The organism is Anabaena sp. PCC 7108 (assembly GCF_000332135.1).
Taxonomy (GTDB): domain Bacteria; phylum Cyanobacteriota; class Cyanobacteriia; order Cyanobacteriales; family Nostocaceae; genus Anabaena.
In genome coordinates this window covers 2,294,840-2,314,547 of sequence record NZ_KB235896.1, presented here as the reverse complement: position 1 = coordinate 2,314,547, position 19,708 = coordinate 2,294,840, and the positions used below count along the sequence as shown (strand labels likewise).

General features: G+C 39.9%; 20 protein-coding genes. 12 read left to right on the top strand and 8 right to left on the bottom strand.

The features are described 5' to 3' along the window. Together ANA7108_RS0111305 and ANA7108_RS0111300 are read left to right on the top strand one after the other, a co-directional pair. Entirely contained in the window at positions 1 to 1,053 is a 1,053-nt protein-coding gene (locus tag ANA7108_RS0111305) for a fatty acid desaturase (protein WP_016950900.1), read from the top strand. 238 nt (positions 1,054 to 1,291) lie between these two features. Next, the gene (locus ANA7108_RS0111300) at positions 1,292 to 2,359 is read left to right on the top strand and encodes a fatty acid desaturase (protein ID WP_016950899.1); all 1,068 of its coding nucleotides are present in this window, start codon (positions 1,292 to 1,294) and stop codon (positions 2,357 to 2,359) included. Between the two features lie 220 nt (positions 2,360 to 2,579). On the opposite strand, the gene ANA7108_RS0111295 is transcribed toward ANA7108_RS0111300, so the two are convergent. The 3 genes from ANA7108_RS0111295 to ANA7108_RS0111280 form a co-directional block, all read right to left on the bottom strand. Continuing rightward, positions 2,580 to 3,710 (bottom strand): CO2 hydration protein, encoded by a 1,131-nt coding sequence (locus ANA7108_RS0111295; RefSeq protein ID WP_016950898.1) that lies wholly within the window; start codon positions 3,708 to 3,710, stop codon positions 2,580 to 2,582. A 101-nt stretch (positions 3,711 to 3,811) separates the two neighbouring features. Then, positions 3,812 to 5,311 (bottom strand): NADH-quinone oxidoreductase subunit M, encoded by a 1,500-nt coding sequence (locus ANA7108_RS0111290; protein WP_016950897.1) that lies wholly within the window; start codon positions 5,309 to 5,311, stop codon positions 3,812 to 3,814. Between the two features lie 332 nt (positions 5,312 to 5,643). Beyond that, positions 5,644 to 7,500, bottom strand: a complete 1,857-nt coding sequence (locus ANA7108_RS0111280) for an NAD(P)H-quinone oxidoreductase subunit F (RefSeq protein WP_016950895.1) — start codon at positions 7,498 to 7,500, stop codon at positions 5,644 to 5,646. Positions 7,501 to 8,159: 659 nt separating this feature from the next. On the opposite strand from ANA7108_RS0111280, the gene ANA7108_RS0111275 reads away from it, so the two are divergent. The 8 genes from ANA7108_RS0111275 (at position 8,160) to ANA7108_RS0111240 (ending at position 16,098) form a co-directional block, all read left to right on the top strand. Next, complete coding sequence (locus ANA7108_RS0111275; RefSeq protein WP_015209255.1) at positions 8,160 to 8,468, top strand: carbon dioxide-concentrating mechanism protein CcmK; 309 nt, start codon at positions 8,160 to 8,162, stop codon at positions 8,466 to 8,468. Between the two features lie 115 nt (positions 8,469 to 8,583). Next, on the top strand, positions 8,584 to 8,928 hold the full coding sequence (locus tag ANA7108_RS0111270; protein ID WP_016950894.1) for a carbon dioxide-concentrating mechanism protein CcmK: 345 nt from the start codon (positions 8,584 to 8,586) through the stop codon (positions 8,926 to 8,928). Positions 8,929 to 8,934: 6 nt separating this feature from the next. After that, positions 8,935 to 9,237, top strand: coding sequence for a EutN/CcmL family microcompartment protein (locus tag ANA7108_RS0111265; protein WP_016950893.1), 303 nt, complete (start codon positions 8,935 to 8,937; stop codon positions 9,235 to 9,237). Positions 9,238 to 9,378: 141 nt separating this feature from the next. Then, the gene (locus ANA7108_RS0111260) at positions 9,379 to 11,028 is read left to right on the top strand and encodes a ribulose bisphosphate carboxylase small subunit (RefSeq protein WP_016950892.1); all 1,650 of its coding nucleotides are present in this window, start codon (positions 9,379 to 9,381) and stop codon (positions 11,026 to 11,028) included. 360 nt (positions 11,029 to 11,388) lie between these two features. Next, entirely contained in the window at positions 11,389 to 12,135 is a 747-nt protein-coding gene (locus ANA7108_RS0111255; protein ID WP_016950891.1) for a hypothetical protein, read from the top strand. A 52-nt stretch (positions 12,136 to 12,187) separates the two neighbouring features. Continuing rightward, positions 12,188 to 12,982, top strand: a complete 795-nt coding sequence (locus ANA7108_RS0111250; protein WP_016950890.1) for a BMC domain-containing protein — start codon at positions 12,188 to 12,190, stop codon at positions 12,980 to 12,982. A 444-nt stretch (positions 12,983 to 13,426) separates the two neighbouring features. Further along, entirely contained in the window at positions 13,427 to 14,350 is a 924-nt protein-coding gene (locus ANA7108_RS0111245) for a LysR family transcriptional regulator (RefSeq protein ID WP_042490425.1), read from the top strand. A gap of 119 nt (positions 14,351 to 14,469) precedes the next feature. Further along, positions 14,470 to 16,098 (top strand): mucoidy inhibitor MuiA family protein, encoded by a 1,629-nt coding sequence (locus ANA7108_RS0111240; RefSeq protein WP_016950888.1) that lies wholly within the window; start codon positions 14,470 to 14,472, stop codon positions 16,096 to 16,098. On the opposite strand, the gene ANA7108_RS0111235 is transcribed toward ANA7108_RS0111240, so the two are convergent. Continuing rightward, the gene (locus ANA7108_RS0111235) at positions 16,099 to 16,746 is read right to left on the bottom strand and encodes a Uma2 family endonuclease (protein ID WP_016950887.1); all 648 of its coding nucleotides are present in this window, start codon (positions 16,744 to 16,746) and stop codon (positions 16,099 to 16,101) included. A 183-nt stretch (positions 16,747 to 16,929) separates the two neighbouring features. Here ANA7108_RS0111235 and ANA7108_RS0111230 point away from each other — a divergent pair, with 183 nt between their 5' ends. Continuing rightward, positions 16,930 to 17,397, top strand: a complete 468-nt coding sequence (locus ANA7108_RS0111230; protein WP_016950886.1) for a hypothetical protein — start codon at positions 16,930 to 16,932, stop codon at positions 17,395 to 17,397. A 78-nt stretch (positions 17,398 to 17,475) separates the two neighbouring features. Here the strand turns inward: ANA7108_RS0111230 and ANA7108_RS0111225 are convergent, their stop codons facing one another. The 3 genes from ANA7108_RS0111225 to ANA7108_RS0111215 form a co-directional block, all read right to left on the bottom strand. After that, complete coding sequence (locus tag ANA7108_RS0111225; RefSeq protein ID WP_016950885.1) at positions 17,476 to 17,733, bottom strand: DUF29 domain-containing protein; 258 nt, start codon at positions 17,731 to 17,733, stop codon at positions 17,476 to 17,478. Positions 17,734 to 17,828: 95 nt separating this feature from the next. Continuing rightward, entirely contained in the window at positions 17,829 to 18,209 is a 381-nt protein-coding gene (locus tag ANA7108_RS0111220) for a PIN domain-containing protein (RefSeq protein ID WP_016950884.1), read from the bottom strand. Next, positions 18,206 to 18,466: an AbrB/MazE/SpoVT family DNA-binding domain-containing protein gene (locus ANA7108_RS0111215; RefSeq protein ID WP_016950883.1), complete on the bottom strand. Its 261-nt coding sequence runs from the start codon at positions 18,464 to 18,466 to the stop codon at positions 18,206 to 18,208. Before ANA7108_RS0111215 ends, ANA7108_RS0111220 begins: the two co-directional genes overlap by 4 nt. Before the next feature lie 248 nt (positions 18,467 to 18,714). Here ANA7108_RS0111215 and ANA7108_RS0111210 point away from each other — a divergent pair, with 248 nt between their 5' ends. After that, positions 18,715 to 19,425, top strand: coding sequence for a Uma2 family endonuclease (locus ANA7108_RS0111210; RefSeq protein ID WP_016950882.1), 711 nt, complete (start codon positions 18,715 to 18,717; stop codon positions 19,423 to 19,425). On the opposite strand, the gene ANA7108_RS0111205 is transcribed toward ANA7108_RS0111210, so the two are convergent. Beyond that, complete coding sequence (locus ANA7108_RS0111205; RefSeq protein ID WP_016950881.1) at positions 19,426 to 19,626, bottom strand: hypothetical protein; 201 nt, start codon at positions 19,624 to 19,626, stop codon at positions 19,426 to 19,428. It abuts the gene before it with no gap. Positions 19,627 to 19,708: the final 82 nt, after the last annotated feature.

Genomic DNA, 19,708 nt, shown 5'->3' with positions numbered 1-19,708 from the left:
ATGACTACAACAATTAACAGCCAGGTAAATAACGTCTCTACAGACTTTGGTAATACCCAACTGAAACTCAAAGATATTATCAAAAGTCTGCCAAAAGAATGTTTTCAGAAAAATAGTCGCAAAGCTTGGACACAAGCCATACTCAGCCTCTTTATGGCTGGATTAGGATACTTCTTCTTAGCAATTTCTCCTTGGTTTCTATTACCTCTAGCCTGGATTTTTACAGGAACTGCTTTAACAGGTTTTTTTGTGATTGGACATGACTGTGGTCATCGTTCATTTGCTAAACGTCGTTGGGTAAATGACTTAGTTGGGCATTTCTTCATGATGCCTTTAATTTATCCATTCCATAGTTGGCGGATTAAACATAATTATCACCATAAACATACAAACAAGCTGGATGAAGATAATGCTTGGCATCCTATCAGACCTGAAGTTTTTGAAACTTGGGATAAAACCAGACAGTCTGCGTTTGTATTATTTATGGAGAAACGCCTCTGGTGGGTAGGTTCTATTGGACATTGGGCTGTTGTGCATTTTGATGCCCGCAAATTCCAACCAAAAGACCAAGCCAGTGTTAAGCTTTCTGTGGCAGTAGTGGCTGTTTTTGCTGCAATTGTTTTCCCCACACTCATTCTCACAACGGGTATTTGGGGATTTATAAAATTCTGGTTTATACCCTGGATAGTTTACCATTTCTGGATGAGTACATTCACAATTGTTCACCATACAACCGCAGATGTTCCCTTTACAACAGCTGATAAGTGGAATGAAGCTTTAGCGCAACTATCTGGAACAATTCACTGCGATTATCCTCGCTGGGTAGAAATTCTTTGCCACGACATCAATGTTCACGTTCCCCATCATATTTCTACTGCTATTCCTTCTTATAATTTGCGTTTGGCTTACAGCAGCATTAAGGAAAATTGGAGTAGCTATCTACACGATGAGTGTGAGTTTTCTTGGTCTTTAATGAAGAAAATTACCGACGAATGTCAACTCTACACAACTGATGTTGGTTACAAGACTTTCACTGAACATTACGCAGAGTAGTAAATTCAGGATGCAGGATAAAGGTATGAATGTCTGCTGAAATTTTTAGCACCTTGACTTTTATCCTTGTTTAATTAGTACTGGCAATTCTCTATACCAAAATATTGCTAGGATATTTACTAATTTCTTCCTTGATTGAGCTTTGTGATTTGTCACAGATTTCCCACACTGTACATTGCAGAGGTGAGATTACTTGCCTCTAAAATAACTTCTAATTTACAACCGATAATCAAATCCAGTGCAACTAGATACAATCAATTTCAACCAATTAGATAGTTCTGAATCTTCTCAGGAAACAACTAAGTTACCCTTTACTCTTCAGGATTTAAAAGCTGCAATTCCTGCTGAGTGTTTTCAGCCTAGTGTGATCAAATCACTCTATTATTTTTTTCGTGACATCTTGATTATTGGTCTGCTTTATGCGGTTGCTAATTATCTGGATTCTTGGTATTTTTGGCCAATTTTCTGGGTTATGCAAGGAACCATGTTTTGGGCTTTGTTTGTAGTTGGTCATGACTGCGGACACCAATCTTTTTCTAAGCATAAATGGTTGAATGATTTAGTTGGTCATCTTTCCCATACTCCCATTTTAGTTCCTTATCATGGTTGGCGAATTAGCCACAGAACTCACCACAAAAATACTGGTAGTTTGGAGAATGATGAAAGCTGGTATCCTATATCTGAATCAGAATACAATGAGATGCCTTTATTACAAAAAATTGGGCGTTTTTATGTATTCTTGTTGGCTTATCCAGTGTATTTGTTTAAGCGTTCTCCTGGTAAAGAAGGCTCTCACTTTTCACCCAGCAGCCCGCTTTTCAAGCCTTCGGAAAAATGGGATATTATTACTAGCACTACACTCTGGATTGGCTTTGTAGGTTTGTTAGGTTTCCTCACCTATCAATGGGGTTGGATGTGGTTGTTAAAATACTATGCAGGTCCATACATTGGGTTTATCATTTGGCTGGATTTGGTAACATTTTTACACCACACTGAGCCGGGAATTCCCTGGTATCGTGGGGAAGAATGGACTTTTCTAAAAGGTGCTATTTCTAGTGTTGATAGAGATTATGGTTTTATCAATCATATCCATCACGATATCGGTACTCATGTTGCTCACCATATCTTCCTGAATATGCCTCACTACAATTTGCTGAAGGCAACTGCGGCGATTAAACCTATTATGGGTGACTATTTCCACGAATCTAAAGAACCTGTTTGGAAGTCTTTATGGCGTTCAGCTATCAGCTGTCATTTTGTTCCAGATACGGGCAACAAGGTTTATTACACTTCACATAATAAGTAAATTGTCCTGCAATTGCTCCGCAAACTAAAATTGTGGGGCTATATGGACAGAGTCCGCGCAGGCGGACTTTTTTTGTGGCAAATCGTCTACTTTAGGTGTTGAAATCTAGGAATTATAGCAGGAGGCAGGAGGCAGAGGGCAGGAGGCAGGAGGGAAAGCCTTATTATATCTAAGTTTCAAGGATTAATAATGTCCTAATTATCCTGGCTACAGCTATACTTTATTTATTCACTACCAATAGCTGCGAATTTTTTAATCTATCTAACCACTTTTCTAAATAAACTCTGTTTGCTTTTTCTTCATCTAAATCTTGAGTATCTAGCGGATAAGGTAACAATCCTAAAATCGCTGCTGTCGTTACACAAAACATCGACTTTTGAAAACTCATACAAATTTGTACTCGCAAATCATCTTCACCCCGACGACTGCGACGATAAATATTATGTAAATATTCTGGCAAATAATGGCGCATATCCTGCATTAACAAGGTGGGAGGAATACCAGCACCACCAATAGGCAAAGGATCTGCGTATAATGCACCATACTCAAATCGAGATTGATCTGGTGGAATTTGATATGCTTGAGCATTGTAGGACACTACGCCCATGAAAGGAGTTCCTCGGAAGAAGATAGCTTCAACATAAGGTATTGCTGTATCGGAAAGAAAAGTTAAACCGGCTGATTTAGGAATAATGTCATAAACTTTATCCCTAATTTTGACTGAATAAGTAATTGGCTTAAGTGCATCTTTTACCAAAGCTGTTTTAATGTGATCTACAACTTGGGGAATTGATGTAATTTCCCCTTGATCATAACGATCTGATAGGCTAAGGAACATATCTGCCATCACCCGCCAAAATTGACCCAAACCAGTGTAATAAGCAGAGACGCGCAACTGTTCTATTAAAAAGTCTGGAAACAGTTGATTAAGTCCCTGCATTAAGGGATCATTTTTTAATTTAGCAGTAATCACAGCTTCAGCTAATTCTTGAAATTCTTTTGTATCTAAATAGGCATCTAGTCCACCGCCACCATGCCACATCATGGTTTTCATGCAATATTCAGCATATTCAAAGTTAATTCTGTCATGCCACCAGTGATGAAGTAGTTTTGAGAAAGAAACCTCACCATTAAAGTATTTAAAAAAGGGAAAAATTACTAAAAACTGATGTTCGGCTATGTAAATGAGGTTTTGGGAATAAGCATCTAAAACTACACCATAACTTTTGAGAATACCAACTACTTCCAAAACATTTTCTGGGGTATCTTTAAGTAATGCTTCCCCAGTTTGTAAGCGTTGAAGATATTCAGATAAAGGGTGATTAACTGGTTTATTTTTAAGATTAAGCATTAGTATTTCTCCAGAAAATTAAAAATAAAGAAGGTTGAAAGATAAGGAATTACAGATCAGGTTGTAGTAGTTGTTAATCTCTACTACAAACCCAGCATTTTTTAGGTTTTACCTGGTTTATCTACTGACACATTTGCAACTAAACTTGGTGTATTTACCATTGCTGTGATGCTAGGTTCAGTTAAATACACTAACCAGGAAGGTTGGATACCAAAAATCACGATTAATACTGCTAAAATTAGCGCAGGAATGCGATCGCTCCAATATACTCTGGGTAAATTGCTCACCTGTGCAGATAACCGCCCAAAAAAGGCACGATTGAGCAGAATTAAGAAGTAAACGGCAGTTAAACCTGTACCCAGCATTGATATCAATGTTTGCATCGGGAAAACTGCTAAACTACCCCGAAAAATGATGAATTCGGAAATAAAACCCACCATTCCTGGTATACCAGCGCTGGCCATAACTCCTAAAACCATCAAAGTACCAATCACAGGCATTCCCCGTTCTGGGTTTAGCAGCCCGCGAAGCACATCTAAATCACGGCTACCTGCTTTTTTATATACAACTCCCACCAGCAGAAACATCAGGGCGGAAATTAAGCCGTGACTAACCATTTGCATGACAGCACCTAATACACTTACAGGTGTTGCGGCGGCGGCGGCTAACAAAACGTAGCCCATATGTCCGATAGAACTATAGGCTACCATTTTTTTCATATCTGTTTGCGCGATCGCACAAGATGCACCAAACAGCACACTAATGACTGCCCATGTTGCCAACCAAGGGGCTACATATGCCCAAGCTTCAGGCAACAAGTTCATCCCAAACCGCAATAAACCGTAAGTTCCTAATTTCAACAATACACCAGCTAACAATACAGAAATTGGTGTGGAAGCTTCGACGTGGGCATCTGGTAACCAAGTATGAAAGGGAACGAGGGGAATTTTAATGCCAAAACCCACCAAAATTCCCACTAGTAGCAACAGTTGTGTGGCTAAAGATAAGTTTTGGGTGTTCAAAGTTGCTAGTCCAAAACTCGGAGAACCACTCAGCCAAACCATTCCCAAGAAACTGGCTAAAATCAAGATGGCGGAAACAGCAGTATAAATTAGAAATTTAGTTGCTGCATAACCACGTCTTTCACCACCCCAAATTGCAATTAGCAGATAGAGGGGAATCAGTTCCAATTCGTAAAATATGAAAAATAACAATAAATCCTGTGCTAAAAAGGCTCCAATTACGCCAACACTTAATAGTAGGACTAAGGAATAATAAAATCTGGGACGTTGAAGAGATTCATCGCTGCTATAGATGGCAATGCAGGTTAAAAGTCCATTTAACAATAGCAATGGCAATGATAAACCATCTATTCCTAAATTATAGTTTAAGCCTAAAGCATCTACCCAAGGCAGTGACTCGGCAAACTGTTGTCCAACTTCCCCAGGATTAAACTTAATGGCTAGAAAAATTGTCCATAAGAAAGTAATCACGGCACAGCCTAAAGCCAAGCTGCGGGAAAGTTTCCCACTCATAGTAGCAGGATAGAAAGCTATTAATGTTGCACCCAGCAACGGCAGCAAAATCAACGTACTCAGCATAAGCAAGTGTTAGGAAGATGAGGAGGTGGGAAGCTCACAAGGGTATGTTTTTAATATTATCTGTGAAGGCAAGACCAGGAAGACAAGGAGGGAAAGTAGACAAGGAAGATTTTATCCATAAAATAGTCCGGTGAGCGTCAGTTCTTGTTACCAATCGTACATCCTTTGTACAGTTTTCCTCCCTTGTCACCTTGTCCACCTTGTCCACCAAGTCTTGCCCTCACGACGATGTAAAATACCTACCCTTGTGAGGAGGTGGGAAGTGAGGGAGGTGGGAAGATGGAGAGAGGAGGAAAATTATAATTACCTCCAGCAAGACTGCCTCCACCCTCCTAAAAAGGTAATTTATCGAATAAACCTAGTGAAAAACTGATGACAAAACCCAGGACGCTAATTACTACCAAGATAGTTAACATATAGCCTTGGGATTGACCCGAAATGCTGTATTTTAAACTTTGTCCGCTAAAAATTGCGGCAAAGCCGACTAAGTTTACCAGACCATCTACTAAATAGCGATCGCTCCACGCAGAAATCCTGGATAATAAAGCTACTGCACCGACAATGGTGAGGCGATAAACTCGGTCAATGTAAAAGTCATAACCTAACAAATCTTGGATAAATCTCCAAGCCAGAATTCTTGATCTTGACCAAGCTTTGTGCAGATAAATTGTCGAACCAATACCCACACCCAAGAAGGTAGAAGCGAGTAAAGACAATAATATATACCAATCAATACTTTCCCAGCTAGGTAGTAAATACCATTGCTGTAGCATCAGGGGTAATAGTAGTGTCAATATAGTCAATGTCACCATGGGGAAGGCCATTTGCCAACCAACTTCTGGGGCGCGGCGAGTTTTCGGTTGTGGTGTTCCCCAAAATACTAAGCGGAAGATTCTGGTTAAATTCAATGCTGTCAAGCCATTGACTAACACTAAAACCACAATTACCCAAGGGCTAACTTTGACTAAGCCATCAGCCCATCCTAACATTGCCCAAAAGCTTCCCAGTGGTAGCAGTGTCACCATTCCTGCTGAACCGACAACAAAGGCAGTGGTAGTAGCTGGCATTCGTGACCACAGACCCCCCATTTCTGTCAAGTCTTGACTTTGGGTGGTATATATAATTGAACCAGAACTCATAAATAATAATGCTTTAGCGATCGCATGGGTTAACAATAACATGAGAGCCACACCCCCTTGTTCTAAGCCCACCGCTAAAAACACCAATCCCATATAGGCACTGGTTGAGTGAGATAAAGCCCGTTTAATATCAATTTGGGCAATCGATACCAATGTTGCACCCAGCGCTGTCACCGTACCCATAACTACCAAGGCATTCAGTGCTACTGGCGATAGTGCTAACAATGGTTGAATCTTGTATAACATATAAGCCCCACCACCAACCACTAACGAGTTACGCATTACCGACGCTGGGTTAGGTCCTTCCATGGCCTCATCTAACCACAGGTGTAGAGGAAATTGAGCGCATTTACCCGCAGGACCTGCTATCAAAGCCAAACCTAACAAAGTTGATGTTAATGGATTTAACTCAGCAGTTTGCGCCCACTCATACAAATCGGAAAAGTTTAAACTACCTGCTAAGGTGGAAAGTGTGACTACAGCCATTAGCAGTAACAAATCTCCCACCCGCTTTGTTAAAAAAGCATCTCGCGCTGCTGTGACTACCAATGGTTGAGCATACCAAAATCCCACCAGTAAGTAAGTGGAAAGGGTGAGGACTTCTAGTAGGGCATAACTCAGGAACAAAGAATCGCTAATCGCTAAACCACTTAGTGCGGCTTCAAAAAATCCTAGCAGACCAAAAAAGCGTGCTAAAGACCAGTCTTTTTCCATGTAACCCAGGGCATAAATTTGGGCTAATAGACTTAATCCTGTAATTAAAACTATTGCCCCTATACTGACTGGGGAGAGTTCCAAGGCAAATGATAAATTGAAATCCGCAGCTTGAAACCAATTAACTACCAAGATTACTGGATCTCTCTCCCATATATCGTTAAATACAAATAAGCTATGGAAAAAAGCCAAAATCGTCGTCAACAAGTTGAAGTAAGCCGCAGGTCTTGGCCCTGTACGTTGAATTATTCCCATTCCCCACGGTAGAGTTAAAATTGCGCCTAGTAAGCTATAAAAAGGCACAAACCAACTTGTAAAATAGAGAAACTCATTCATTTAAATTTTCCTTGACCACTCAACCTTTAGTTTCTTAAACAGCCTTATAACCATCATTTGCTTAAAAAAAATTAATTTTGGTAAAATCAAGTTTTTCTTAACTATTTTGCTAATAAACTTAAATCAGCATTTTTGCTTTAGCCTCCGTTATTAAATGGCAGTTAAATATAACTTTACCTATTTAGATGCACTTATATGTATTCATAAATATTCTGGCTGTAAATTTCTATTGCTACTCTGAACAAATAATTTTATAGGATATATTTAAAAAATTTATATATCTTTTTAATTAATCTATGTACAGATAACAAAACATGAAAAAAAACCGAGACAGTATAATGTACAGAATCTGAATGCCCTGAAACAATAGGATTAACCTTGGTTATGAATGTTATTTTCTAAATGTAATAAAGAAATTATAAAGCATAAGCGTCCCCTCTAGGAATACGTGAATTTTGATCTTATTAAAGGAAAATATTAATTTTTGTTAAGTTTTCTAAAACTTTTTTATTACAAACTATTATAGTAATTTGTGTTGCCAGGGATGCCAAGGTTTCCTATGCTTAATTTTAGAAGTGTTTTCTTCGCTCAAGATCAGCATCCCCGTCAAAAATTTCAAACCATAGTACAGATTGAATTAATTTTTTAGGAGTTCTGCGATGCCAATTGCAGTTGGAATGATTGAAACGAAAGGCTTTCCGGCAGTAGTAGAAGCTGCTGATGCAATGGTGAAAGCAGCCCGTGTCACCTTGGTAGGATATGAAAAAATCGGTAGCGCTCGTGTTACCGTGATTGTGCGGGGCGACGTTTCTGAGGTACAAGCTTCAGTTGCCGCTGGAGTTGAAGCAGCCAGAAGAGTCAACGGTGGTGAAGTGTTATCCACTCACATCATCGCTCGTCCCCACGAAAACCTAGAATACGTTTTACCAATTCGGTATACAGAAGCTGTAGAACAGTTCCGTACTTAACAGACTGTTTAAACAAAGTGATTAACGGGGTTGCTTGCTTGAGGGAAAATATTTTTCAGGCTTGAAGGCGAACAGAGTGGCACAAGCCATAAACTTGATTTAAGGATTAAAACTAATGTCAATTGCAGTGGGAATGGTTGAAACGCTGGGCTTTCCAGCAGTAGTAGAAGCTGCTGATGCGATGGTGAAAGCCGCTCGCGTTACCCTAGTAGGATACGAAAAAATCGGTAGCGGTCGGGTGACAGTTATCGTTAGGGGCGACGTTTCTGAAGTACAAGCTTCAGTAGCAGCAGGGATTGAAAATGTCAAGCGAGTTAATGGTGGACAAGTGCTATCCACTCATATCATTGCTCGTCCTCACGAAAACTTGGAATACGTCCTGCCAATTCGTTATACCGAAGATGTAGAACAATTCCGGGAAGGTGTAAACGCAATTCGTCCTTTTGGTAGAAGACCGTAATTTATAATGCAAATTGCCAAAGTTCGTGGCACAGTAGTCAGCACGCAAAAAGATCCCAGTCTTCGAGGTGTGAAACTACTGTTGTTGCAGTTAGTAGATGAAGACGGAAACTTCCTGCCAGAATACGAGGTAGCAGCCGATAGTGTGGGAGCAGGAGTGGAAGAGTGGGTACTGTTCAGTCGTAACGGTGCCGCGCGTCAAGTTCTAGGCAATGAACAACGTCCGTTAGATGCAGCAGTAGTGGCGATAATAGACACGATTCATGTTGAAGATCGCCTCATCTACAGCAAAAAAGAACAATATAGATAGTCAGATTAAGAGGTGACAGGTGATAGGTGACAGGTGACAGGAAAGAGTTGACGGTAAGAGACAACTAACAACTGACCACCAACAACTAACTACTGACAACTGAATAACTGAGAAAAAGCTTAATTCAGGAGGAATGTCTCAATGGTAGTCCGCAGCACGGCGGCCCCCCCAACCCCGTGGTCAAGGAGTTTAGCTGAACCCAAAATCCATGAAACTGCATTTGTACACTCTTCTGCCAACATTATTGGGGATGTATTGATAGGTGCAAATGTCATTATTGCTCCAGGGACTTCAATTAGAGCAGATGAAGGTACACCTTTTTATATTGGTGAAAACACTAATATTCAAGATGGTGTGGTCATTCATGGCTTGGAGCAAGGTCGAGTAATTGGTGATGATCAACAAGAATACTCGGTCTGGGTTGGTGAAGATGCTTCTATTACCCACATGGCTCTAATTCATGGGCCAGCTTATGTAGGGGATCACTCCTTTATTGGCTTTCGCTCTACGGTATTTAATGCCAAGGTGGGTGCAGGTTGCATTGTGATGATGCACGCTTTGATTCAAGATGTAGAAATCCCCCCAGGTAAATATGTCCCTTCAGGAGCGATAATTACTACCCAGCAGCAAGCTGACCGATTACCAGATGTACAAGCTCAAGATCAGCAGTTTGCTCATCATGTAGTCGGCATTAATCAGGCATTGCGGACTGGTTATCGCTGTGCTGCGGATAGCAAGTGTATTGCACCCATTCGGGATGAACTTAATCTTTCTGGGGCTAAATCTTATACAAGTATTGTTGTTGAAGAATTGGAAAGGAGTAGTGAAGTGGCGAGCAATAGCTTGGGTGCAGAAACGGTAGATCAGTTGCGCTATTTACTAGAGCAAGGGTATAAAATAGGTACAGAACACGTTGATCAAAGACGGTTCCGCACAGGTTCTTGGCAAAGCTGTCAGCCAATTGAAACCAGGTCTTTAGGAGCAGCGATCGCAGCTTTAGAAAGTTGTCTGGTAGACCACAGTGGCGAGTATGTCCGTCTGTTTGGTATTGACAATGATAGACGAAGAGTATTAGAAACCATCATCCAACGTCCAGATGGAGTGGTTGCAAGTACATCCACCTTTAAACCATCTGTTGCTTCCAGCAATGGCAGCTACAACGGCAATGGTAACGGCAATGGTAGCAGTAAACTCAGCGCCGAAACAGTAGACCAAATCCGTCAACTTTTAGCAGGCGGTTACAAAATCGGTACAGAACACGTAGATGAGCGCCGGTTCCGCACAGGTTCTTGGAACAGCTGTAAGCCAATTGAAACAACTTCTGCAAAAGAAGTGGTTTCCGCGTTAGAAGAGTGTATAGACAACCATCAAGGCGAGTATGTGCGTTTAATTGGTATTGACTCCAAAGCTAAACGTCGGGTACTAGAAAGCATTATCCAACGTCCTCATGGTCAAGTAGCTGCATCTGCTAGTACAAAATCATTTGCTGGTTCCACTGCTGCTACTGCCACTGCAACAGTTACCAGCACTCGGTTGAGCGCAGAAGTAGTAGATCAACTGCGGCAATTATTGGCTAGTGGATTTAAAATTAGCCTGGAACACGTTGATCAAAGACGTTTCCGAACAGGGACTTGGGCTAGTTGCGGTCAAATTCAGGCTACATCTGAACGAGATGCGATCGCTGCTTTGGAGGCACATCTTTCTGAATACCCAGGAGAATACGTACGCTTAATTGGTATTGATGCCACAGCCAAGCGCCGGGTATTGGAAGCAATTATCCAACGTCCATAAGAATTAGGGAACAGGTGACAGGTAACACAATTTTGGATTTTAGATTTTAGATTTTAGATTGACCCCAGCAGTCAAGTCGGGGCTTCTGTACGAGACACTATCGCGTTTAGACCTGTTTGGATTTTGAATCTTCAATCCAAAATTCAAAATTTAAAATCTAAAATTCGGTGATTCTTAGCAGTCAAGTCGGGGCTTCTGTACGAGACACTATCGCGTTTAGACCTGTTTGGATTTTGAATCTTCAATCCAAAATTCAAAATTTAAAATCTAAAATTCGGTGATTCTTAATTTTCTCCCCACCTCCCCACCTCAAAATTATTCTCAATACCCATTTTTCCGGCTTCCAAGGTGACAAATTCCATGTCTGTGCCGCTGCTACGCCTGGGCAACAGTTTTGATTCTCACATTAGTGGTGAGGTGAATATTCATCCCAGTGCGGTAATTGCACCAGGGGTAATCATTCAAGCATCTGCCAACAGCAAAATAATTATCGGACCTGGTGTCTGTATTGGCATGGGGTCAATTCTCCAAGTCAATGAAGGTATTCTAGAACTAGAAGCAGGTGTTAACCTGGGAGCCGGGTTTTTGATGGTTGGTGAAGGCACAATAGGCACTAATGCTTGTATCGGTGCAGCAACAACAGTATTTAACTGTTCTGTCGCATCGGGAGAAGTAGTTCCACCAGGTTCCCTTTTGGGAGACACCAGTCGTAGTGAAGAAATTCCACAGATTGAACCATCCACGAATAACTCTACTTCCACAAAAGTTCAAGAAGAAAAGCTAGAAGAAAAAGTAGTTTCTTCAACCCATTTCTCAGCCTCAGCCTTTGTGGAATTTCAACAGCAGTCTAATTCTGTTTCTCAGCCTTCTCCAACTCCTAAAAGTCAATCTCCACCAGTGGAGGAACAGACTCAGGTGGCTAACTCTAACCAAGAAGAATCTGCCGAAATTACTAATCCAGAATCAGTACCCAGCCAAGCTGAAACCGAATCCCATAATACTTTTGGGACTCAAATTTATGGGCAAGGTAGCATCAATAGACTGTTGATCACATTGTTTCCCCATAGGCAATCCTTGAACGACAAACACTCTGACAATTCCTCATAGTAAGTGTTAATTGTTAAGTGGAGAGTTTTGTGAGTATCCTGGAGAATTCATGATGGAAACATCTAATCAACGATCTCTTAGCACTGTTCAGCCAGCACGTCGTCGTCACCGAGACAACTTCAAGGATACGGCCTTGGGTTTAGTATCTACTCTTAGCTTTCCAGCAATAGTGGGAACAGCTGACATGATGTTGAAATCGGCTGGAGTTCACTTAGTAGGTTATGAAAAAATCGGTAGTGGTCACTGTACGGCAATTATTCGAGGTGGTATTGCTGATGTGCGCTTGGCTGTAGAAGCGGGTGTACACACGGCTGAACAGTTTGGTCAGTTGGTTTCCAGTTTGGTGATTCCCAGACCTTATCCTAACCTCGACATTGTGTTGCCAATTACCAACCGCATCAGTAAATTGATGGAGGAAGGCAGTTACAGCCGATTGAGTAATCAAGCAATTGGTTTAGTGGAAACGCGAGGTTTTCCAGCAATGGTAGGCGCTTGTGATGCCATGCTTAAATCGGCTGATGTACATTTGGCAGCATATGAAAAAATTGGTGCGGGTTTGTGTACAGCCATAATTCGTGGCTCTGTAGCTAATGTTGCCGTAGCAGTAGAAGCAGGGATGTTTGAAGCAGAACGCATAGGAGAATTGAGTGCGGTAATGGTGATTCCTCGTCCGTTGGATGAAATGGAGTTAACCTTGCCGGTGGCTAATTGCTGGATAGAAGAACGTGAGCCTTTAAATATACCTTTGAATATCAGGGATAAAATTGTAGATGCAGAAGCTGTGGAGTTGCCAGATTTAGCTAGATTGCCTGTAAAAATTAAGGAAGAGTTATGGAATGATGAATGATGAATTATAAATAATAAATTATTCAATATTCAACATTCATCTTGAGTTGGAAGGCATTTTATGCTTTGCTTATTTCTTGATGATAACTTCTTAACTCGATAAGTCCAATACCGTACTTCTGATAGCGAAGATAGATTTTTATCTATATTAAACCTCATAAATTTGTATGATTTAGAGGGAACTCTTAACGGGAAACTCTTAACAGAACAAAACTCATGTTTAAAAACATGAGATTGAAATAATGACATTGTTTTTTCGTGCTACCCATCTTGTAAAAACATCTTTTTTTTGACTGAGCTTTAAACTCAGCAACTAAAGTTTCTTATCTGTTAAGAGTTCCCTGTTAAGAGTTTCCTGTTCCCTTTTTCTGTAACATTACATCAGGGGGTAGTGTTCAGTGATACTGGATTTATGTCTAAGAATTGCTATTAGAGGAGAATCACCTTGAACCAAGCGACGCTGCACCAGTTGAAGGTGTTCGAGGCTGCGGCACGGCACGGTAGCTTTACTCGTGCTGCTGAGGAATTATTTCTCACCCAACCTACCGTATCGATGCAAATCAAGCAGCTAACAAAATCGGTAGGATTGCCATTATTTGAGCAGGTGGGAAAACGCTTATTTTTGACGGAAGCTGGAAGGGAATTATTTACTACTTGTCGTCAGATTTTTGAGACCATAGCTCAATTTGAAATGACGGTGGCAGATTTAAAAGGATTAAAACAAGGGCAATTGCGGTTAGCTGTGATTACAACAGCGAAATATATTATCCCGCGTTTGTTGGGTCCATTTTGCCAATTATATCCAGGAATTGATATCTCCCTACAAGTCACTAATCATGAACGGATTTTAGAGCGGATGGTCAATAACCTGGATGACTTATATATTATGAGCCAGGTTCCAGATCATTTAGATGTCAATGTCAAGGCATTTTTAGAAAATCCTTTGGTAGTTTTTGCACCTGTAAATCATCCTTTAGCACAGGAAAAAAATATCCCCATAGAAAAATTGGTAGATCAACCATTTATCATGCGCGAACCTGGTTCAGGTACACGCCGTGCTGTGCAATCTCTCTTTGATGAACATGGAATCAAGGTGAAGGTGAAACTGGAATTGGGGAGTAATGAAGCAATTAAACAAGCAATAGCTGGGGGTTTAGGAATTTCGGTTTTATCTCGTCATACTTTATTGACAGATAGTTCTGAGTTCAGCATTTTGGATGTGCAGCACTTTCCCATGAAGCGTACTTGGTATATGGTTTACCCATCTGGTAAGCAGTTATCGATTGTGGCTCGTACTTATTATGAGTATCTACTAGAAGCGGCTAAGAAGATTGTGGTGCAAGAAGTAATTACTTCAGTTCCAGAATAAATTTTACATTCACCACCTGATAACCCTTGACGCTGAAACCGGAAACCATTGACAATTAACCAACAGAACCAGTTAACAGCAAATAGATTACTGGTTGATAAATATGGGGAAAACTGGCAATGGTGAATCCGGAAATATTATCTTGGCGCAAAACGGTAGAAAACCAGATTGTTGCTGTTACTGTCTATGGTGAAAAAGCTCTAGTCACAAGACGAGGTGTCATATCCTTAACGGGAGCAGAACGGGAGTTATTAATTACACCATTACCTGTAACTCTAGAAACTGAGTCCCTGAGGGTAAGCGGTACTGGTACGGTAGGGGTGCGGTTGCTGGGAGTCAGTAGCGATCGCATTTATACTACTGAACCTGTGGCGGACAGAGTGGCACAGTTAACCAAACAAATTCAGCAACTAGAAGCAGAAAAACGCCATTTACAAGCTCAAATAGATGCTTTGTCGTTGCAATCTAGTTTTATTACAGGCTTGGGTGAAAAGACAGAAGAACCCTTTGCTCAAAGCCTGTCACGGAAAAATCTCAGTTTGAGTGAAACTTTGGATTTCCTCAACTTTATTGGTAGTCAGTATAGCGAATATGCGATCGCTTCCGGGGAATGCAAAACCCAACAGCAAGAATTAGAAAAGCAATTACAACCACTCCGCACCGCATTGCAAAAAATCCAAACACCCCACCCTAAAGAAAGCTTGAGTGTAATTGTCGGTGTGGAAGTTGCGGGGGAAGGTGAGTTTGAGCTAGAGATGTCTTATTTGGTGAATCGTGCTAACTGGAAGCCGCTTTATGACTTGCGGGTTGATAGTAGCAGCAATATCTTATATCTGAGCTACTTAGCAGAAGTTACCCAAACTACAGGAGAAGATTGGCTTGGTGTTGCGCTGACTTTTTCTACCGCCAAACCGGGATTAGGTACAATCCCACCCAAGCTGAAGCCTTGGTATATTGATACACCACGTACACGCGCAGATGATGCTCTGACTATGCAGCGTTCAATGTCTCCTCCACCTGCTATGGCTGTGCTGATGCCTCCTCCTCATAATGCGCCAAAGGCGGCAAAAAAGGAAGACGAGGAAAATTTTATCATTGCTGAAACAGTTGTCACGGAAGTATCTAAACAAGGCAGCGTAGTTACTTTTAAACTAAATAGTGGTGGTAATATTCCCAGTGATGGCGCACCTCATAAAACCACAATTTTTCAAGATGATTATCCTTGTCAATTCAATTATGTAGGAATGCCACGTTTAGTTAGTTTTGCTTATTTACAAGCTAATGTGAACAATAGTCCTGATGGTGCAACTTTATTACCAGGAAAAGCAAATATTTTTCGGGACAGTATCTTTGTCGGTGCAACTCAATTAGAACATATTGCTCCAGGACAGGAATTTAAAATTAATTTGGGTATAGATGAAGGTTTAAAAATTGAACGTGATTTAGTTGAACGTCAGGTAGATAAGAAACTGATGAGTAGTCAACGCCGAGTTACCTATGCTTATCGGGTGGTAATTACTAATTTATTAAATCAAGAAGCAAGTTTAAAATTAACTGAACAATTACCAGTTAGTCGCAATGAGCAAATTAAGGTGCGTCTTTCTCGTTCTCAGCCACAAATTCAATTAAGTGAAATCGGAATTTTGGAGTGGGATATTGTGTTGGCAGCAAAGGAACAACAGGAGGTATATTATCAGTTTAGTGTTGAGCATCCACCAGAATTAACAGTGTTGGGATTGGATATTTAATTATTCAATGATCATATTTTTTAGCCATTGGCGAAATTTTCTCAGAGTAGGACTTCTGCCGATAGTTCGACTTTGTTCAACAAACTGAGGAATTATTTCCTTAATTGGTAATTTAGGAAAATTAGGGCTAATTTCTGATTCTATATATTGACCATTTTCAAAAATATTTATCTGTAATTTATCATTTTCATATCGCCATATTTCGGGAACTGCTAATGCTAGGTAAGCATTTAACTGAGTTTTCGATGTGACATCAATTTCTATTACTAAATCAGGTGGTGGATCAATTGTTAAATCTATTTTTTCTTTACCAATCATCCGCGCATGATTTTGAATATAAAACGAGTCATCAGGTTCTATACCACTATCCATATCTTCACGTTTAAAAGTAGTTGAACCAAAAGATTCACAATCAATTTCTAATTCTTCTAGGATAATTTTAACTAAATCTCCAATGATAACTTTGGCTACTTCATGCTTTGGTAATGGCATCCTGATTTCTAAATTTCCCTGACTGTAAGCTAATTTGCTGGTACGATGATCGCCTAATTCTGTTAATATTTCTTCAAATTCTTGCCAAGTGATGTTGTGTAATATTATTCTATGTCCTGGGGGTACAGTTAATTGTCTAAGTTGTAATGTTACCATTATTCATTATTAGGCTATTTGTACTTATTTTAGCAATATAATTAGGTTTCATACCAAGATGCAATAACTGTGAGCCTTATATGTAAATTTGGTAATTCCTGTATAAAATATAAGGAAGTCTAATTTGATACTTAAATTATGTTAAACTTTAATGTAATGTTTCACTTCTAATATTCTAACCTAATGCTGAAACCATGTCCTTACCGAAAGTCTCACCAAGGAAAACTAGAATGTGAGATAGCTGAAATTCGAGGAAAAGAATATACACCATTAACTTCTGTAGATATCTGTAATGAATGCCCAATTCCTGAAATTATTCAACGAGTAAATTGTAAAAATTTCATTCCAATCAAGTTACATTTATTTATTACTACATCTACTTTTGAAGGAGACCCACAACAAGAAATTTGTGATTCTTTCTGGAACTCTAACTGTCAGAAAATTTCTTTTGAAAATAAAGAGGATTTGCAAGAAGATATTCATATCACTATACCTGAAAAGCGAAACCCTCGAATTAAAGCTCGTATTGGTGCATTATTAGCACTCGTTGGTGTAATAGGTGGGACTGTAGCTACAACTGTAGACTTTAGTAATAATGTTTTGGAACTATCTAATAAATTAGGATTTCCAATTGAACACATTCAGCCTTAACTGTGGGTTACTCTATTATTTTATCATTTCCCTTCTTTATTTTGCGTCTTCGTATGGTACAAAAAACAGAAGTAGAACCTAATCTTGTGGCCAACGATTTTTTTTGGGTTGATTAATATTTTCTGGTTGATATTGCCATTTGAGCAAGTGCATGACAATTAACCTTAGATAGCTCCGCAAAGCTTTCTTTTCACTCCGTCCCAAAGTTGCAAGTTCCTCGATTAAATTGTCAATATCTACAGATTCAAACTGATGCTCTTGTAATTTATCTATTGTAGTTTCAAGCCACAGACCATAATCTAGCTCATATAATGTTGCTTGAGTTTGTATTTTCATGACTTTTTTATGCTTGACAGTATAGCCTTTTCGAGACTTTGAGCTTATTCTACAATCATAATTTCATCCCAAATAATGATTAACACAATACTCCATTAACGAATAACACACACATCTAAAGTCAGACCAAGGTTAGCCCAAATGCGATCAGTAGTCAAAACTGGAATTCCAAGCCTTAAACCCACACTCAAACAAGCTCTATCCCCAAGAGAAAGCCCATATTGACGGGTTTGTTGCCAAAGTTCTCCCGCCAGCAACCCATCCTCTGGCATAAATGGCTCTATTTTCATTCCTAAAGCCTCAAGATCATTACGCATCTCATCAACAAGCACACCAGATGCTATTACCTTTTGTACCACTTCAGCCCAATTCACACTGGAAATAACTGACTCCGCTAATACCGCGTCAACTGCTTCATTACCAGGCTCATCCTGCAAATAGGCCAGCAAAGCGGAAGCATCAAGAACTGCTTTCATGCAGTTTCCTCACGGTTGGCTTCTTCGCGGCGTTCAGCTACTAACTCATCAGCAAGGCTGATATCCTTTGGTAACTGGGAAAAACGAGCTTTGAGTCTACGCTTAATAGTTTCTTGCTTTTCGAGAATCAACCGGCCTTCTTCAAGATGTGCAATTAGGACATCACCAGGTTCAAAGCCAAGTGATTTCCTTAAAGATGCAGGAATTACTAATCGACCTTGGGAACTTAAATGTACTTCAACAAACATATTAGGCATACAACTTATTTTTGTGCCACATTTTTATTATATATGCCACAAAATTTTAGCCACTAGAGATACTAAGAAATAGTATAAAATTTAGTAGTGCGTTCGTAGATATTTCTCAATCCTGTGTTCAACAAAGCTTTTTAGCTGATTAATATTGAGTATTTTCATAGTTTCTCTACTCAATTAACAAGAAAATTTTGAATAGATGTTTTATGTTTAATTAAATTGATTTTTTTATTACTGAAACACTTAGCACCATGACTCTTATCCAAGATATTCCCATCCCAGAAGATGTTATATTCCCTCCAGGGGATTTATATAGTGACGAACCACCTTTGGAAACTGACTTACATCGACTACAAATGACGCTGCTCATTCAATGTCTTGAATGGTTGTGGCAAAATAGAAATGATTTCTATGCGTCGGGGAATGTTACTGTTTACTACAGTCCGCGCCAGCTTAAATCTGAGCATTTCCGGGGTCCAGATTTTTTTGTAGTTTTGGGAACTGAACGTAAACCCCGCAAAAGTTGGGTTGTTTGGGAAGAAGATGGGAAGTATCCTCATGTAATTGTGGAATTGCTCTCAGATTCTACAGCTAAAACTGATAAGGGTTTGAAAAAACAAATTTACCAAGATATTTTTCGGACACCGGAATACTTCTGGTTTGATCCTCACAATTTAGAGTTTGCTGGCTTTGTTCTCCTCGCTGGGAAGTATCAACCAATAGAACCTAATAGTCAAGGTTGGTTATGGAGTCAGCAGTTAGATTTATTTTTGGGGGTTGATCAAAACAAATTACGCTTTTTCACGCCTGAAGGAGAATTAGTTCCCACACCTGAAGAAGTAGCAAAACAGCAATTTGCAAGGGCTGAACAGGAAAAACAACGGGCTGAACAGGAAAGACAATGCAGCGATCGCTTGGCGGCGAAGCTGCGAGAATTAGGTATTGATCCAAATACTATTTAACTAAGAATCTTCGGGAAATACCCATTTTGGCGGTTCTGTCATTTTTTTCCGCAATCTTTCTTCAGCCATCTCTAGCATTTGATCCAAAGAAGTTTCTTCAATAAACTTGGAAGTTGCTTCTTTAAACTCAGTATTAGGACATTTATCGCCTAAAACGCAACCGTTAACGCAAGCTTCAGCGCAGTTAATTGTTTGTTCCACAGTAAACTCCTCTTTAAAGTAAGGCTTTATTACCCTTTAGATAAATATTACTATTAACTTTGTAGGTCAGTTATCACTGTCA

Coding starts and splice junctions, on each gene's coding strand:
- ANA7108_RS0111305 (WP_016950900.1), top strand. CDS start 1: ATGACTACAACAATTAACAGCCAGGTAAATAACGTCTCTACAGACTTT.
- ANA7108_RS0111295 (WP_016950898.1), bottom strand. CDS start 3,710: ATGCTTAATCTTAAAAATAAACCAGTTAATCACCCTTTATCTGAATAT.
- ANA7108_RS0111290 (WP_016950897.1), bottom strand. CDS start 5,311: ATGCTGAGTACGTTGATTTTGCTGCCGTTGCTGGGTGCAACATTAATA.
- ANA7108_RS0111280 (WP_016950895.1), bottom strand. CDS start 7,500: ATGAATGAGTTTCTCTATTTTACAAGTTGGTTTGTGCCTTTTTATAGC.
- ANA7108_RS0111275 (WP_015209255.1), top strand. CDS start 8,160: ATGCCAATTGCAGTTGGAATGATTGAAACGAAAGGCTTTCCGGCAGTA.
- ANA7108_RS0111270 (WP_016950894.1), top strand. CDS start 8,584: ATGTCAATTGCAGTGGGAATGGTTGAAACGCTGGGCTTTCCAGCAGTA.
- ANA7108_RS0111265 (WP_016950893.1), top strand. CDS start 8,935: ATGCAAATTGCCAAAGTTCGTGGCACAGTAGTCAGCACGCAAAAAGAT.
- ANA7108_RS0111260 (WP_016950892.1), top strand. CDS start 9,379: ATGGTAGTCCGCAGCACGGCGGCCCCCCCAACCCCGTGGTCAAGGAGT.
- ANA7108_RS0111255 (WP_016950891.1), top strand. CDS start 11,389: ATGTCTGTGCCGCTGCTACGCCTGGGCAACAGTTTTGATTCTCACATT.
- ANA7108_RS0111250 (WP_016950890.1), top strand. CDS start 12,188: ATGGAAACATCTAATCAACGATCTCTTAGCACTGTTCAGCCAGCACGT.
- ANA7108_RS0111240 (WP_016950888.1), top strand. CDS start 14,470: ATGGTGAATCCGGAAATATTATCTTGGCGCAAAACGGTAGAAAACCAG.
- ANA7108_RS0111235 (WP_016950887.1), bottom strand. CDS start 16,746: ATGGTAACATTACAACTTAGACAATTAACTGTACCCCCAGGACATAGA.
- ANA7108_RS0111230 (WP_016950886.1), top strand. CDS start 16,930: ATGCTGAAACCATGTCCTTACCGAAAGTCTCACCAAGGAAAACTAGAA.
- ANA7108_RS0111225 (WP_016950885.1), bottom strand. CDS start 17,733: ATGAAAATACAAACTCAAGCAACATTATATGAGCTAGATTATGGTCTG.
- ANA7108_RS0111220 (WP_016950884.1), bottom strand. CDS start 18,209: ATGAAAGCAGTTCTTGATGCTTCCGCTTTGCTGGCCTATTTGCAGGAT.
- ANA7108_RS0111215 (WP_016950883.1), bottom strand. CDS start 18,466: ATGCCTAATATGTTTGTTGAAGTACATTTAAGTTCCCAAGGTCGATTA.
- ANA7108_RS0111210 (WP_016950882.1), top strand. CDS start 18,715: ATGACTCTTATCCAAGATATTCCCATCCCAGAAGATGTTATATTCCCT.